This is a genomic window from Shouchella xiaoxiensis, from assembly GCF_016907895.1.
GTDB classification, from domain to species: Bacteria; Bacillota; Bacilli; order Bacillales; family Bacillaceae_D; genus Shouchella; species Shouchella xiaoxiensis.
The window spans coordinates 1-15,135 of sequence record NZ_JAFBCV010000011.1 but is presented as its reverse complement, the minus strand read 5'-3'; the positions used below and the strand labels follow the sequence as shown (position 1 = coordinate 15,135).

Here is a 15,135-nt window from a genome sequence, read left to right as displayed (position 1 = left end):
CTGCTGACATAGACTGATCGGTTTGGTACGAAAGACCAACCATAAAAAAGGAGCTTAGTCGTTAAACGACCTTTCTCAGGCGTTTAAGACAGCTCCTTTTTTGTTATAAAGTTGGCGGTTGATTCTGCTTCTTTTTCGCTTTGCGGAAGTAATACAAGAAAGCAAGGCTCTTAATAATGCCATGTATCTGATTTGGTTCAGCTGTCATTGCTTCTTGCTTTGCTGCGTTTACGCGCGTGGATGTATATGTAGAGAGTGCAGAAGAAGCACGATGTGCAGCTTCGCCAGAATCATGGATGATATCAAATAATGGATCAAGCTTTGCCACTTTTCCATTTACGTCCATTAAAGTCTCATTAGCGTTGTAGAGCGTTACTTTAACCTCTCCAGTTATTTCGTCAAGGCTTTTTTCCACTTGCGCGACAGTACTTGCGGTTTTATCGAGCGTTTTGGCTAAATTATTTAATGCCGGAATTAAAAAGATTACAGCAACTAAAAAGCCAATTGCTAATACAAATACACCAATTCCTATCCAGTCCATTAAGTTATCCTCCTTTGTTGTTAGCGGTTTGCTTCAATAATGTTGGAGAGTCTAGCAAGCAACTCACCAATATACGGAAGTGGTTCAAATAAACTTATGAGCCACGCGAGTAAAGCAACAAATATTCCTACTCCGATCGTCAGACCAACGCCTCGCGCGATTCCCGCTATTAGATTTGATTTTATCACTTGTTTTGTATCTGTGAAATGAAAAGCCATATCTTTCAAACGACCTTTTGTCGTCATGTCTTCTAGTTTATCCAATAATTGCTCAAATCGTTCATTTTCTTCGGCGCGTTTTTCATCACCACGGTGTTTTGACGGTAGTTTTCGGCTCTCTTGTTCTTTTGTTAAGCTCAATGCGATTCACCCCTCTCCCTCATGCCAATATTCCTCTATAACCGAATAGGGGGAAACATAAACCAAGAATTGAGTTTGTCCAACGCAAATGCAACCTCTGCAGAGTCGCATTGGTTGCATCTCTCATTAAATCGGTTTGGCTTTGAGCATATACTGATAAGCAAAGGCGCGTTGTTCAAAATCATGGATGGGCAAGCCAATTGCTAAGCCAGCATCTTTTAATTTTGCGACAAGCTCCTGTTGATGGGGAAGCGCGCTCTGATTATTAACAATCATCTCGACAGCATAGCCACTTGTGTTGAAGAGCTGTTGAATCTCATGTTTTGTGAAAAAACGTAGATGTGTTTTATCCAGTAGACCGGCATCAACATAGCCCCACGTTCCTTTAAGTAACTCTTCAATGATGGAAATATGGCCGACGTTTGGAATGCTTGCATACACACAACCTGTTTCGCTTAAATAAGGTTTTACTTTTTCAAGGACGGCCCAAGGATCGATCATATGTTCAAGAACATCTGCAAAGATAATGGCATCAAATGAAGCTTCTTTATAAGGTAATAAGTCTTCTTCAATGTTTCCAATCGTTATACTATCGAGCTTTTCTTGTGCTCTCTCAGCGGCGTTAGGAAATTGCTCGAAGCCGTGTACTCCTGCTTTGTACGTATGTTTAATTGCTTCACCTAGTGCGCCTTCTCCACAGCCAATATCCAGCACGTTTTTCACAGATGGTTCAATTAAATGAAACAGCTGTTGATTAATGCCTTGATAATACGATGTAGCTTTATTTTCATAATCTTTATTCATGCGAACCCCTCCCATTGTTGCTATAGGGTATGCAACAACTGGGCGTGTGTGCCAGTTACTTGCGCAAGGCATCTGTAAATGATGTGCGTTGGTGCCCGTTAAAACCAGTCATTGGTCCTGCTGCACATAGTGCATTTAGGATGGCTTCTTCTACAGCATCTGCACTTGCAGCGAACAATTGATTCAACTGGGGGTCACTATCATGCAAAAAGTGATAAGTCATTAAATGCCTTGGGAAAATATGGGGAACTTTAAAAGCGGTAGAAAATGAAAGAACGATGTCGCCGCTGCCATTTGCGGCATAAGAACCTGTTCGCCCAAGTCCAAGCGCTCCTCTCTTTGAAAGCCGTTTTAATTGCCTGGCGTCAAGTGGAGCGTCAGTAGCTAATACAATAATAATCGATCCATCGGGCAAAGCTTGGGATTGTGAGGACGGTTGTGATTGTAGTCGATTGCCGTGCCTACTGTATTGCCAATCTTCCTTTTTTCCATAGTTCGTTAAGACAAGACAGCCAACTGTATAAGAGCCAATTGATCTTGAACTTGTTCCTACTCCACCTTTATAGCCAAGACATGACATACCGGTGCCAGCACCAACTGATCCTTCATCAACGGACTTACGAGATGCATGGTTAATCGCTTGTTCCGCATCATTAGGACGAACATGAAATCCTTTAATATCATTTAAATATCCGTCATTACATTCTGCGACGATGACATTGGCAGTTCCCGTGGCTACACCAATCTCAGGGTTTTTGGCAAATAAGTGAGCAAGGCCACCTTCTGTTACAGCAGGAACTGAAAACGTATTTGTAAGTAAAATGGGGCTTTCAATTGTTCCTAACTCCTCGAGTTGTACAAGACCAGTAGTTTTACCAAACCCATTTAGAACAAAGGAGCCCCCGATTACTTTCTTCTGAAAAAGGTTTCCTCCATGGGGCAGGATGGCTGTCACGCCCGTTCGAATAGCTGACCCTTTTATGATGGTTTGATGTCCAACTTTCACCCCTTTTACATCCGTGATGCTGTTTTGTTTTCCCGTGGGGATGGAGCCGAATGTAAATCCATATTGCCTTGCTCGTTTATACGTCATCAGCGGCCTCCTTTTCTCCTTATTGTCTCAAATAAATTGTTTAAACGTAAAGCAGAATTCTCTATGAATTTCATGAGAATGACTGACCAACCTTTTAGTGAAATGCTATAATTATAGGAGAGACACTGTTTAGGAGGAGAGACAATGGAACAACGTTACGGGGGACTTGAAGCAGGAGGAACAAAAATGGTGTGTGCGGTTGTTGATGATAAAGGTCAGTGGATTGACCGATTAACGATACCAACTAAGCGCCCAACTGAAACCATGTCGCAAATAGTGGAATTCTTTAAGCGAAACGATATTACAAGTTTAGGCATAGGAAGTTTTGGACCGCTTGATTTAAAGGAAGGGTCACCTACATATGGATCATTGGCAAGTACACCAAAAGAAGGGTGGGAAGGTTATCCTCTTCTTCAAGCATTTGCAGAATTACATGTACCGATAAAAATCACAACCGATGTGAACGGTGCGGCACTAGCGGAAGCAACAAAAGGGGCAGCTAAAGGGTTAGACAGCTGCATGTATATCACAGTTGGGACGGGTATAGGGGCAGGCGCTGTTGTTAATGGGACTGTGCTAGACGGGCTGACCCACCCAGAAATGGGGCATATACCGGTGCAACGTCATCCTGAGGATATATATGAGGGGAAGTGCCCTTACCACGGCGGGTGTGTCGAAGGTATGGCGGCAGGACCGGCTATTCAAGATCGTTGGGGCAAAGCGGGGATAGAATTAGCTGCTGATCAGAACGTTTGGGAACTAGAAGCTTATTATTTAGCTCAAGCCATTGCGGCCTATACTTTTGTCCTATCGCCAAAACGTATTGTAATTGGCGGGGGAGTTATGAAGCAAGAACAACTATACCCATTAATTCGAGCATCACTTGTTAAGCAGTTAAACAATTACGTCGATATCGGTAATCCTAATGAGTACATAGTTGCTCCAGGACTAGGAGACAACGCAGGAATTGAGGGTGCGATTCTTCTGGCAAAACAAGCGGTTCAGACATAGTCTAGAAAAATAAAGTAGTAAACAGAGAGTCGGTCCGTTAGATTCTCTGTTTACGCTAAAGTTAACAATTAGTAATCACCTTTTTAATCCAGGTAAAATGTAGTACCTCAACAAAACCGTGTTTGGAGGGGAACAGAATGACATTAAGGAACAAATATCCTCATGGAGATCGGGTGCTCGCTTTAACAAAGGAGTTAGTCCATCAACCAAGTATATCGGGAACTGATCAAGAAAATAAGATGATGGAGCTTATCTGTACGATTCTTCAACGCAACCTATACTTTAAAAACAATCTAAGTCACATCAAGCAAGTCCCCCTTAAAGACGATCAGCAGAAACGTCATGCGGTTGTTGCGATGCAAATAAAAGACCCCGCTAATAAAAACGTAACCGTGTTACTAAGTCATTATGATGTAGTCGGAGTCGATGACTTTGGAATGTACAAAGATGCTGCTTTTTTACCGGATGAATTGAAAGAAAAGTTAAAAAGTGAACAGGAAGGGTATCTTGATCACGATGCTCGCAAAGACCTTGCATCAGGATCCTATTTATTTGGTCGTGGGTCAATGGATATGAAAGCAGGGCTTGCCATGCAGCTCTCAGTAATGGAGGATATAGCACAAGATGCAAATTCTACTGCTAACGTTTGTTTAGTTGCTGTACCAGATGAAGAGAAGTTGTCAGCAGGTATGTTTGCGGCAGTGGAAGAGCTTGAGAGTCTGCAAGAAAGAGAGGGTTGGAACTTCCAAGCTTGTATTTGTTCTGAACCGAATTTTTCTGCTTATCCAAATGATTTTAATAAATATATCTACACAGGCTCAACGGGAAAATTGTTACCTTTTATTTACTGTGTGGGAAGAGAGACACATGTGGGTCAACCGCTGGAAGGTATTAATGCTTCGGTCATGGCAGCTCAACTTGCTGTAGAAATGGAGTGGTCTGATTCTTTTTCCGATAAAGTAGGGGTGGAGGCATCACCTTCGCCAACTTGCTTGCGGATACGGGATTTAAAAGAAACGTATGATGTTCAGACGCCGAATGAATCTTATTTATACTACAATGTATTAACGCTTCACTCCGGACCAGAGGAAGTCATGAGTAACGTAAAGAAAAGTTGTTTGAGAGCGAGTGAACTTATTCATGAACGTCTTGTCAAACATCGTTCCGTATTCGGAAATGAAGCGATGGCAGAAGCTGTGTCAGCTCCAAAGGTCTATACACTTCCTGAGTTATACCAGCGAGGATTAAAGAAGTTCGGGGATTCCTTCAAACAGTCTTATGATGAAGTCGTGGAAGCGAGTATAAAAGAGAATGACTTTACAAATCAAACACTTGCTTTAGCAAGAGGCATTTCAGCATACTTTCTTGATCAAGCGCCGTTTTATTTAATGTTACTACAGCCACCTTACTATCCTCATGTTCAACTTAACCCAGCAAATGATGGCGAATTGATTGCATTAACGCAAGAACTACAAGAGATTGCAATGAATCAATATGGTGAGACGTTAGTAAATAAAACATTCTTTCCTGGATTATCAGATGTGAGCTATTGTCGAACAAGCGAAGAGGATATGGCGGTTGAGGCTCTTGAACGATACATGCCACTTTATAAAAAAAGTTACCACATTCCATTAGAAGCTATTCGTAATTTGGATATACCGACAATTAACCTTGGCCCATTTGGTAAAGATGCGCATAAAAGAACAGAGCGCCTTCATATAAGGTATTCAACAGAAGTGGCACCTGCCTTATTACGGCATGCGATTGAACGCTTGGCAGAAGTGAAAACCGTTTAGCATTTTCATAAGCGGTTTTTACTTTTTAGAAGGCTTTACAACAATAATAGGGATTAAGAGTTAGAAATAGAGCTAGGAAATTGAATGAAAGATGTCGTACACTGAGATAAGCAAATCTTACTTTTTTGCCTCAGTTATCGTTTTAAGGAGTATACATATGAATAAGTTCAGTACAAGTTTTCTCGTAACCGGTGGGTTGTTACTTGGTATTTTTATGGCGGCTATCGACAATACGATTGTTGCTACCGCAATGGGAACAATTGTTGGTGATTTAGGAAATTACGATAAGTTTGTATGGGTGACTGCTGCCTATATGGTTGCCATGATGGCCGGTATGCCAATCTATGGGAAGTTATCTGACATGTACGGAAGGAAGCGCTTTTTTTTATTTGGGTTAATCGTTTTTCTAATTGGGTCAATCCTATGTGGACTCGCACAAACAATGAATCAACTCATTGCTTTTAGAGTGATTCAAGGTATTGGTGGAGGCGCGTTGATGCCAATTGCATTCACGATTATTTTTGATATTTTTCCACCTGAAAAACGTGGAAAGATGACGGGGTTGGTAGGCGCTGTTTTTGGTGTATCAAGTGTGTTTGGTCCATTAATGGGAGCCTTTATTACGGAAACATTCAACTGGAACTGGATTTTTTATATAAATGTTCCAATAGGTGCAGTGGCGATCTTTTTAATTGCTCGTTATTACAAAGAAACGCTGGAAACAAGAAAGCAAAAAATTGACTGGCTTGGTGCGGGAACGCTTGTCCTTGCTGTTGTCTGCTTAATGTTTGCACTTGAATTAGGCGGAGGGGCATATGCATGGTCATCTCCTCAATTACTCAGTTTATTTGCTGTATCGCTTGTAGCATTCAATATCTTCGTTTTTGCCGAGAGAAAAGCATCAGAGCCAATTATTTCTTTTTGGATGTTTAAAAAGAAGCTTTTTGCGACATCACAAATTATTGCCTTTATTTACGGAGGAACGTTTGTCATCTTAGCTATCTTTATTCCGATCTTTGTTCAAGCCGTTTTTGGTGGAACCGCATCAAGTGCAGGAACAACGCTGATGCCAATGATGATTGGTTCGGTAGTGGGAAGTATGACTGGTGGGGTGCTGCAAACAAAAATTCGCTTCCGAACGATGATGATTTTTTCTGCAATTTGTTTTTTAACAGGTATGAGCTTGCTATCAACAATGGGTCCAGATATTTCCCGGTTCGCATTAGCCCTTTATATGTTTTTAGCTGGTGTTGGTGTTGGGTTTTCCTTTTCATTGTTACCGGCAGCTTCTATTAATGATTTGCCAAAGCGTTTTAGAGGATCAGCCAATTCGACTAATTCATTTCTACGATCCTTTGGAATGACAGTCGGAATTGCTATTTTCGGAACGGTTCAAACCATTTCATTCTCAAATCGAGTTCAGGAAGCGTTTGTCGATTCCGCTCTTCCCACAAGCGGAATGGACCCACAAGAGTTGTTTACACCAGAAGGGAGAGCGCAAATACCACCTGAGGCGCTGGCGACAATTACTGAAGCGATGTCTGATTCAATTACGTTTGTTTTTAGTTTAGCCATTATCCCCATTGCGCTAGCTCTTCTGGCTACTTTTTTCATGGGCAATGAACGTGTTCGAACGAGTGAAGATTTGAAAATGCAAGGGAAAGCTGAGTGATGGAATTGTCGATGCTCCGGAGCAAGTCGCGTTAATTGTATTAAGACACGAGAACCTCTGCTTCCAGCAGAGGTTCTTTTCGTAATTTAAGAACGTAATGTTGGGTCAAGAGGGAATGTGATCACGATAGCTGTTAACCAAAGTAGAGGTAAGGAAACGAGCAGTACAAGCGAAAAAATTAGGACAAAGAGTAAACGCTGCGTTGATAAAGGTTTCTTTTGGAAGGCAATAAAGAGTCCGTTTGAAAAAAAGAAAAGGGGCAAAATAAACGCAGTAGTGCGCCAGTCTGAAATCCAATTTGAGCGCATAAATTCTGATGAAAACTGAGTTAAAAATAAGTAGAGAAACAAGATAAATTGGATCAAGCCAAGGGCACTTATTGTTAGCCCGAAGCTCTTTCGAACAGAATGTTCCATTGTTGACCTCCTCAGTTATCGCATACCCTCAACTAGGAAAGTTAATCAAAAAAAGAGCGCATTTTTGCGCTCTTTATCGAGAATTGTTATAAGAATTAATACACTCCGAGATGAATTTGGTAAATCGTGCTGTTCCTGTTTCAGAATCTTTAAAGACCCCAGCATGATCTAACACTTTTTCAAATAACCTGCCTACTTCTAGCTGTAATTGCTGCTCGATTGTTGCTGTAAGTAGCTCTTTTCCTAAACGCTGTTTGAAATTAAGTGCCCATTCTTTATGCTTTGCGACCAGAGTTGAATTCGTTAATTCTTCTTCCGCATTAGTAGAAGGTAAAATGCTTGCAAGCTCTTGAAGTTCCTCTTTTAATCTTCCAGGCAAGATCGCTAAGCCCATCACTTCAATTAGCCCAATATTTTCTTTCTTAATCGGATGTACTTCTTTATGGGGATGGAATAAACCTAATGGATGTTCTTCTGTTCTACGATTATTACGTAAAACCAAATCCATCTCGTAATGGACACCACTTTTTCGCAGAACCGGTGTAATCGTATTATGTGGTTCGCCTTCCGTATGCGAAAATACATCGGAATGTGCATCACTGTAGCCCCGCCATGTTGTTAGTACAGTCGTGGCAAATGAGATGATGCGCTCGCGATTGGTACTTGTTAATCGTATGACGCTCATTGGCCATTTTACAATACCTATTTTAAGATCAGCATCTGGAATGGGGAACTCGACTTTAAGCGGAGCCCTAGCCATTGGAAATGAATGGTCCCCACCTTGATAGTGGTCATGATTTAGAATAGAACCGCCAACAATTGGTAGGTCTGAATTTGAGCCAATAAAGTAATGAGGAAACTGATCAACAAAATCAGCAAGTCGTTGAAATGTTTTCTCGGTAATTGCCATAGGTTTTTGAATGCCGGAAAATGCTATAGCATGTTGATTGTAGTAAACATAGGGTGAAAACTGAAGATACCACTGCTCATCAGCTAACCTAATGGGGATGATACGCAAGTTCTGTCGTGCAGGATGCTGTACACTACCAGCAAAGCCAACATTTTCTTTCACTAACGGTCCACCCGGATAGGTGATAGATTGACTATCGTTTTTTGCAGCGGCGATGGCAACAGGGTCTTTTTCAGGTTTAGACAAATTTATTGTGATTTCCAAGTCTCCGTAAGTAGTCTGGACTGACCAACTTTGGTTCAACTTAATCCGATTGGTTCGAATGTAATTGGAATCTTGATTAAACGCGTAAAAAAGAGCAGTTGCTTGTTCTGCTCCATATTTAGAAAGGTTTGTGTAAAATGTGTTGATTACAGAACTTGGCCGAGGTAACAGTAAATCCATGAGTTTTGTGTCAAACAAATCACGATACGTAACGGTGTCCGATTTAATTAGTGAATGGTCAACAGCCCAAGAAAGAATGGGACCAAGTATATCAGGTAAAGCGTTCATGTCGTCAGGTGGCACTTGTTCAAAAGAAGGTGCTTGTAGACCAAGCATGTCAAGAACACGGTTACGCACGTATTCTGTATCTTCTTTGGCGAAAAGCTGCTTGTTTTGCCCATAGGCGAGTAGAGCTTCAACTTGGTGATGGATGGAATGAGTCATGAGATCCCCCCTTCTTATAATTGATAAACGCCTTCGCCTGCCTCACTAATGTAAAATTCTGGTGTCAGGCCAGTCTTCTCTGTATAGTGTCGCTTAACGTGCTCAGTAAAACTATCAATCGATTGATGATCGACTAAACTAACTGTACATCCACCAAATCCAGCGCCGGTCATGCGGGTTCCAATACATCCTGGAGCGTCTGCTTGAAGTGAAAACAGTAAGTCAAGTTCAGGGCCAGTTACTTCATAGTCAATTGAAAGGGATTGATGAGAATCGCCCATGAGTTTTCCGAATCCCTCCAGATCTCCTTCTTTAAGTAACTGAACTGCTCGAGTAACACGATCATTTTCACTAACAACATGAGCAACTCTTTGGGCAATTTCAGCTGAACGAACAACGGACGCCACCTCTTGAATTTGATGAACAGATAAATCGCTTAAGGTCTCAATGGCATAGCCCGCGGCTTGGATGTCAGATAATCCTTGCTCGCACTCTGAACGACGTTCGTTGTATTTTGAATCGGACAGGCCGCGTTGTTTATTTGAATTCGTAATGACAATTTTGTAGTTTGCCAGATCAAGAGGAATGAGGTCATGTTCAAGGGTGTGCGTATTTAAAAACAATGCATGGTGTTCTTTACCCAAACCAACTGCGAATTGATCCATAATTCCACTGTTGACACCAATATACCCATTCTCAACCCGCTGACATAATGTAGCTAAGTCCGTTCGACTTAAAGGTGCATTTAGCAACGTAGCAAGAAAATAAGCAGTAACCATCTCAATCGATGCAGAAGACGAGAGACCAGCTCCGTTTGGGAGATTTCCATAAAAATAAAGCTCAAGCCCTGGAAGGTCATAGCCTAATTTCTGAAATTCGTTGAGCACACCTTTTGGGTAATTGCCCCACTGATGTGACTGTTGATATGAGAGGTCATCAACGGAACACTCAATTATTTGTTCAAAATTAGCTGACTGTAGACGGATAATCTGATCAGTTCGTTTTCCTACTGCTAAGTATGTTCCAATCGTTAGTGCAGCTGGAAATACGTAACCTCCATTGTAATCGGTGTGTTCACCAATTAAATTTACACGCCCCGGGGCAAAGTATATCGAGTCTGGTTGTTTAGTATGAGTAGCTTGAAACTGATTTGTTATTGTCTGAATGATTTGTTTTTCCACGTTAGTATCACTCTCCTAAACCAATCTTATCGCTTGATAGACGAAATAAAAGGGAAGAAATTGCGCTTATTCATAACAATTTTGCTTGTCTCGAGACTGAATTTATAATTATAACAAAGAAAGCGCTTTAAATAAATTGGTATGAAAGCTTTGACATCTTTTGTTTAATCCTGTATATTACCAAATGGGCGAACAATTTAATCGCCTAATGAATTTATTATTCGTTTTTAGGGGTGTATCAAATGGAAAATGTATTTGATTATGAAGATATTCAGCTAATTCCTGCAAAATGTGTTGTAAATAGTAGATCTGAATGTGATACAAGTGTTGAGCTTGGGGGACGCTCTTTTAAACTTCCAGTAGTTCCGGCGAATATGCAAACAATTATAGATGAAAAGATTGCACTTTATTTAGCAGAAAACAATTATTTTTATGTAATGCACCGTTTTGAACCACAAACTCGTCTAGCCTTTATTAAAGACATGCAAGGTCGAGGGTTGTATGCTTCTATTAGCGTTGGTGTAAAGCGTGAAGAGTACGCGTTTATTGAACAACTTGCAGCGGAAAATACTGTACCTGAGTACATCACAATAGACATTGCTCATGGCCATTCAAATGCAGTGATTGATATGATCGAACATATTAAAAAGCACATACCTGCTAGCTTTGTTATTGCTGGTAATGTTGGGACACCTGAAGCCGTTCGTGAACTAGAGAATGCAGGCGCTGATGCGACAAAAGTGGGTATTGGACCAGGGAAAGTATGTATTACAAAAATTAAGACAGGTTTTGGCACAGGTGGTTGGCAATTAGCAGCTTTACGTTGGTGCGCCAAAGCAGCAAGTAAGCCGATCATTGCAGACGGAGGCATTCGAACTCACGGAGATATTGCCAAGTCCGTTCGATTTGGAGCAACTATGGTTATGATTGGTTCATTGTTCGCTGGGCACGAAGAGTCTCCTGGTGAAACATCTGTTATTGATGGAAAACAAGTAAAAGAATATTTTGGCTCGGCATCGGAATTCCAAAAGGGTGAGAAAAAGAATGTTGAAGGAAAAAAGATGTTTGTAGAGCATAAAGGTTCTTTAGCAGATACGCTTCAGGAAATGGAGCAAGACTTACAATCATCAATATCATACGCAGGTGGAACGAAGCTAGAGTCCATTCGCAATGTAGACTATGTGATTGTAAAAAATTCTATTTTTAATGGTGATAAAGTTTATTAAAAAAGATCCTGTCCGAATGGACAGGATCTTTTTAAATCCAGCTCCAACCTCTACCGCGTCGTTCCCCGTTATCTCGTCTAGGACGACGATCAACAACGTTTTCAACATCTGAACTTTCTTCGATTGAGATGGACTCTGGATAACTATGCACATGACGATAGACTCGTTTTTTTCTTACAGTGGTGTGAGTTGGATGAATTTCTGGAATAATCACGATTTCTGTTTCATCAACTACCCGATGTTTGGTTGGATGAACAACGGGTTCACTCTCATGAAAGTGAACGTCGCCATTGTATTTTCCGCAAGTACATTTTCGACTAAATCCCATTGAGTTTCCCCTCCTTTAAAACCATTTATCGTATTGTATGGAGATGAGGGGTGTGACGAACTAGTCTAATAACCTAAATTCAGCGAAATGGGTTGTTTTATGATGAACTGTGAAAGTAAGTTTAGTACTGGTCCGCTTGGCGTTTTAAAAGTTGGGGGATAGATAATGTGTAAATCAACGAAATGGAAAAAACGTCATAAACAAAGAAAAACCACTTAAGGGAAGCGGTTTTTCTTTGTTTACTACTAAACCTTTAATCTCTTACACCCGCACCCTCTTGGGAGTGTGCAAGACGGCTTGATGCAGCGGCAGCGATCGCCCCAACGATGTCATCTAGGAACGTATGACATGTATTCTCCTGATGTTCGTTAAGCTTCCCTAGAATTCCTGGTTTAACCTTGTCCACATAACCGAAGTTTGTAAGACCGATTGAGCCATACACATTTACAATAGAGAGCGCAATAATTTCATCAATCCCAAAAAGACCTTCGTCGGACTCAATAATCTCTTGGAGTGGCGAAGAGAGCTTTTTTTGTTCTGCAAGTCGGTCCAGTTCAATTCCAGTTAAGAGCGCATTTTGAACTTCTCGTTTTGCGAGTACTTTCATAACGTGATTGCGACACATTTCTTTTGTTAAGTGCGGCACATAAGGAGTTTGCAAATCGTAGACGAGATCCATGATGTCTTCTATTGTTACACCACGATCCTCAAGGTTCTTTATAGCGAGTTCAATTGTAATTTTATGAATCATGTTGTTCTCTCCTTTAATCTGTATTGTCGTCTTTCTTCATTATAGGTTGATTTAGGAAAAACCTTTCTTTCGTGGTGGCGTTAACCATTCACTTGATGTAACCTGAATAGCGGCACCTTGCGTAGGTAAGAGTCTGCGGACAGTTCGACAAGCGATTGATTCATAATCAGCCATATATTGAAGGCGCTGGTCATAGGGCACGAGTACTTCAACAACTGCAGTTCCGGCTATTTCGTTAAACTTATTTTTCCAATACTTATAGTCTGAGAGCTGGGTCACACGCAATATAGGTGTAATCGTTTTAAAAAAATGCTTTTCAAAAAACGCTTTTGTTGAAGATAAATCAATCTCATTCTCACCAACATCATGGTAAAGAGTAGTGCGACACGTTACTTTACATGCATACATTGTAATGCCTCCATCTAGTCCTTCCATCCTATTATACTTAAAAATGGAAAGCAAGAAAATGGATAAAAGCGAATGATTAAATTAAAAACGATTGTATTGTTCGTATTTTTATTGACTTTATTTCACTGTGTTGCTAAACTGATCTAGTACAAATTTTCATTAATACTATCGTATAAACGCAGAAATAAGGTCTGCACGTTTCTACCGGGCTACCGTAAATGGCTTGACTACGATGTGAAGGGTTCTTTTGCATAGAACAACCTCTTCATGTCAGCTCTAGGTAGAAACCACCTAGGGTTATTTAATTATGGGGGGAAAAGGATGAATCGTTTCTTTAAATTAGGTGAGAACCAAACATCAATCAAACAAGAGGGAGTAGCTGGGCTAACAACCTTCCTAGCGATGGCTTATATCTTGTTTGTAAATCCGCAAATACTTGGGGCAGCTGGAATGGATCAAGGAGCTGTATTTGTGGCAACAGCACTTGCTGCACTAGTTGGTTCCATTATGATGGGAGTAATTGCGAATTATCCGATTGCGCTTGCTCCAGGGATGGGATTAAATGCTTTCTTTGCTTACACGGTTGTCATTGGTTACGGGATGTCGTGGCAAGCAGCGCTTTTTGCAGTATTTGCATCAGGTGTTATTTTCGTTGTTATAACGATTTTTAAACTACGTGAAATGATTATAAATGCAATACCAGAAGAGTTGAAGTATGCAACGGGTGCAGGGATTGGGCTATTTATAGCATTTATTGGCTTAAAAAATGCCGGAATTGTTGTGGGAGACCCCGCAACTCTCGTCTCTTTAGGAGATTTAACGACTCCGCCAACGCTACTAGCCATTTTTGGTGTTGTTGTCACAATTATTCTTGTTGTTCGTGGAGTAAAAGGTGCGGTTTTTTACGGCCTTGCATTGACGGCTATTTTGGGAATTGTAACGGGAATTAACCAGCTATCCAATGGTGTGTTATCAATGCCACCAAGCTTAGCTCCTACTTTTGGTGCGGCATTTGATGTGAACTGGACAGAAGAGATCTTTACTTTGCAAATGCTTATTGTCATCTTAACATTTCTTTTTATCGTATTTTTCGACACAGCAGGAACGTTATTTGCAGTAGCAACTCAAGCAGGCTTTGTGAAGAATAATCGTTTACCACGTGTTGGTCGGGCATTGTTTGCTGATGCAAGTGCATCAACCATTGGTTCCATCTTCGGAACTTCAACAACGACGGCTTATGTTGAATCATCTTCGGGAGTTGCTGTAGGTGGTCGTACGGGACTAACGGCTGTTTTTACCGGTTTGTTTTTTGCTTTAGCTCTATTCTTTTCTCCTTTATTAGATGTGATTACGAATGAAGTAACTGCTCCTGCTCTTATTATTGTCGGGGTTATGATGGCAACAGCACTTCGCCATATTGACTGGACAAAGATGGAGATTGCTATTCCTGTGTTTTTTACAGTTGTGACAATGCCACTTACGTATAGCATTGCAACAGGGATTGCGCTAGGATTTGTACTTTATCCTTTGACAATGGTAGTAAAAGGACGAGCGAAAGAGTTACATCCTTTAATGTACCTATTGTTCGTTGTATTCATTATTTATTTAGGCTTTTTACATCATTAAAAGTAGAAGCATAGGCCAGGCCCCTGATGTTAAAAACATCAGGGGCCTATTTACGTCTACTAAATAAATTTAATAGAAAACTTGGCTAACAGTTATTTTAGTAAGGTTTTAAGTGATTTTTCTAGTTCTATTTTTAAAGCTTTTAAATCTTTTTTAAAAAAGTTTATAAAACCTATTGACGATTGTTGTTGATTCTTGTTATTATATTGAAGTCGCCAAGAGAGAACGGCGCAAACGAGTTCTTTGAAAACTGAACAAAAGCCAAGCGTAATAAAGAGATACAAGGTATCTCGTCAATGAAAGTC

15 protein-coding genes and 1 riboswitch are annotated in these 15,135 nt (G+C 40.7%); of the genes, 5 read left to right on the top strand and 10 right to left on the bottom strand.

Going from position 1 to position 15,135, the window contains the following annotated elements; genetic code table 11:
* Positions 1–103: 103 nt before the first annotated feature.
* The 4 genes from JOC54_RS15740 to JOC54_RS15725 all read right to left on the bottom strand — a co-directional run bounded on the left by JOC54_RS15740 (position 104) and on the right by JOC54_RS15725 (position 2,797).
* On the bottom strand, positions 104–541 hold the full coding sequence (locus tag JOC54_RS15740) for a DUF948 domain-containing protein (protein ID WP_035418897.1): 438 nt from the start codon (positions 539–541) through the stop codon (positions 104–106).
* A gap of 20 nt (positions 542–561) precedes the next feature.
* The gene (locus JOC54_RS15735; RefSeq protein ID WP_204467358.1) at positions 562–900 is read right to left on the bottom strand and encodes a DUF5665 domain-containing protein; all 339 of its coding nucleotides are present in this window, start codon (positions 898–900) and stop codon (positions 562–564) included.
* A gap of 126 nt (positions 901–1,026) precedes the next feature.
* Entirely contained in the window at positions 1,027–1,704 is a 678-nt protein-coding gene (locus JOC54_RS15730; protein WP_204467355.1) for a class I SAM-dependent methyltransferase, read from the bottom strand.
* Positions 1,705–1,759: 55 nt separating this feature from the next.
* A complete protein-coding gene (locus tag JOC54_RS15725; RefSeq protein ID WP_204467352.1) occupies positions 1,760–2,797 on the bottom strand; it encodes a DmpA family aminopeptidase in 1,038 nt (345 codons plus the stop codon).
* Positions 2,798–2,941: 144 nt separating this feature from the next.
* Between JOC54_RS15725 and JOC54_RS15720 the strand changes: the two genes are divergently transcribed.
* The 3 genes from JOC54_RS15720 (at position 2,942) to JOC54_RS15710 (ending at position 7,276) form a co-directional block, all read left to right on the top strand.
* The gene (locus JOC54_RS15720; protein WP_204467350.1) at positions 2,942–3,808 is read left to right on the top strand and encodes an ROK family protein; all 867 of its coding nucleotides are present in this window, start codon (positions 2,942–2,944) and stop codon (positions 3,806–3,808) included.
* Positions 3,809–3,945: 137 nt separating this feature from the next.
* Positions 3,946–5,604 (top strand): M20/M25/M40 family metallo-hydrolase, encoded by a 1,659-nt coding sequence (locus JOC54_RS15715; RefSeq protein WP_204467347.1) that lies wholly within the window; start codon positions 3,946–3,948, stop codon positions 5,602–5,604.
* 157 nt (positions 5,605–5,761) lie between these two features.
* Positions 5,762–7,276: an MDR family MFS transporter gene (locus JOC54_RS15710; RefSeq protein WP_204467344.1), complete on the top strand. Its 1,515-nt coding sequence runs from the start codon at positions 5,762–5,764 to the stop codon at positions 7,274–7,276.
* A gap of 86 nt (positions 7,277–7,362) precedes the next feature.
* On the opposite strand, the gene JOC54_RS15705 is transcribed toward JOC54_RS15710, so the two are convergent.
* The 3 genes from JOC54_RS15705 to JOC54_RS15695 form a co-directional block, all read right to left on the bottom strand.
* Positions 7,363–7,692, bottom strand: a complete 330-nt coding sequence (locus JOC54_RS15705; protein ID WP_035418902.1) for a hypothetical protein — start codon at positions 7,690–7,692, stop codon at positions 7,363–7,365.
* Between the two features lie 73 nt (positions 7,693–7,765).
* Positions 7,766–9,310: a UDP-glucose--hexose-1-phosphate uridylyltransferase gene (locus JOC54_RS15700; protein WP_204467342.1), complete on the bottom strand. Its 1,545-nt coding sequence runs from the start codon at positions 9,308–9,310 to the stop codon at positions 7,766–7,768.
* A gap of 14 nt (positions 9,311–9,324) precedes the next feature.
* A complete protein-coding gene (locus tag JOC54_RS15695; protein ID WP_035418903.1) occupies positions 9,325–10,491 on the bottom strand; it encodes a galactokinase in 1,167 nt (388 codons plus the stop codon).
* 242 nt (positions 10,492–10,733) lie between these two features.
* Between JOC54_RS15695 and guaC the strand changes: the two genes are divergently transcribed.
* Complete coding sequence (gene guaC / locus JOC54_RS15690; RefSeq protein WP_204467340.1) at positions 10,734–11,717, top strand: GMP reductase; 984 nt, start codon at positions 10,734–10,736, stop codon at positions 11,715–11,717.
* A 31-nt stretch (positions 11,718–11,748) separates the two neighbouring features.
* On the opposite strand, the gene JOC54_RS15685 is transcribed toward guaC, so the two are convergent.
* The 3 genes from JOC54_RS15685 to JOC54_RS15675 form a co-directional block, all read right to left on the bottom strand.
* The gene (locus JOC54_RS15685) at positions 11,749–12,045 is read right to left on the bottom strand and encodes a CotD family spore coat protein (RefSeq protein WP_051991306.1); all 297 of its coding nucleotides are present in this window, start codon (positions 12,043–12,045) and stop codon (positions 11,749–11,751) included.
* A 253-nt stretch (positions 12,046–12,298) separates the two neighbouring features.
* Positions 12,299–12,796: a phosphatidylglycerophosphatase A family protein gene (locus tag JOC54_RS15680; RefSeq protein WP_035418907.1), complete on the bottom strand. Its 498-nt coding sequence runs from the start codon at positions 12,794–12,796 to the stop codon at positions 12,299–12,301.
* Between the two features lie 51 nt (positions 12,797–12,847).
* Positions 12,848–13,204 carry a hypothetical protein gene (locus JOC54_RS15675; RefSeq protein WP_204467337.1) on the bottom strand — a complete coding sequence of 119 codons (357 nt, stop codon included), beginning with the start codon at positions 13,202–13,204 and terminating at the stop codon, positions 12,848–12,850.
* A 148-nt stretch (positions 13,205–13,352) separates the two neighbouring features.
* A riboswitch (purine riboswitch) is annotated at positions 13,353–13,454 on the top strand.
* 71 nt (positions 13,455–13,525) lie between these two features.
* Between JOC54_RS15675 and JOC54_RS15670 the strand changes: the two genes are divergently transcribed.
* The gene (locus JOC54_RS15670; protein ID WP_204467335.1) at positions 13,526–14,830 is read left to right on the top strand and encodes an NCS2 family permease; all 1,305 of its coding nucleotides are present in this window, start codon (positions 13,526–13,528) and stop codon (positions 14,828–14,830) included.
* Positions 14,831–15,135: the final 305 nt, after the last annotated feature.

Coding starts and splice junctions, on each gene's coding strand:
- JOC54_RS15715 (WP_204467347.1), top strand. CDS start 3,946: ATGACATTAAGGAACAAATATCCTCATGGAGATCGGGTGCTCGCTTTA.
- JOC54_RS15675 (WP_204467337.1), bottom strand. CDS start 13,204: ATGTATGCATGTAAAGTAACGTGTCGCACTACTCTTTACCATGATGTT.
- JOC54_RS15740 (WP_035418897.1), bottom strand. CDS start 541: ATGGACTGGATAGGAATTGGTGTATTTGTATTAGCAATTGGCTTTTTA.
- JOC54_RS15670 (WP_204467335.1), top strand. CDS start 13,526: ATGAATCGTTTCTTTAAATTAGGTGAGAACCAAACATCAATCAAACAA.
- JOC54_RS15725 (WP_204467352.1), bottom strand. CDS start 2,797: ATGACGTATAAACGAGCAAGGCAATATGGATTTACATTCGGCTCCATC.
- JOC54_RS15685 (WP_051991306.1), bottom strand. CDS start 12,045: ATGGGATTTAGTCGAAAATGTACTTGCGGAAAATACAATGGCGACGTT.
- guaC (WP_204467340.1), top strand. CDS start 10,734: ATGGAAAATGTATTTGATTATGAAGATATTCAGCTAATTCCTGCAAAA.
- JOC54_RS15700 (WP_204467342.1), bottom strand. CDS start 9,310: ATGACTCATTCCATCCATCACCAAGTTGAAGCTCTACTCGCCTATGGG.
- JOC54_RS15720 (WP_204467350.1), top strand. CDS start 2,942: ATGGAACAACGTTACGGGGGACTTGAAGCAGGAGGAACAAAAATGGTG.
- JOC54_RS15710 (WP_204467344.1), top strand. CDS start 5,762: ATGAATAAGTTCAGTACAAGTTTTCTCGTAACCGGTGGGTTGTTACTT.
- JOC54_RS15705 (WP_035418902.1), bottom strand. CDS start 7,692: ATGGAACATTCTGTTCGAAAGAGCTTCGGGCTAACAATAAGTGCCCTT.
- JOC54_RS15730 (WP_204467355.1), bottom strand. CDS start 1,704: ATGAATAAAGATTATGAAAATAAAGCTACATCGTATTATCAAGGCATT.
- JOC54_RS15680 (WP_035418907.1), bottom strand. CDS start 12,796: ATGATTCATAAAATTACAATTGAACTCGCTATAAAGAACCTTGAGGAT.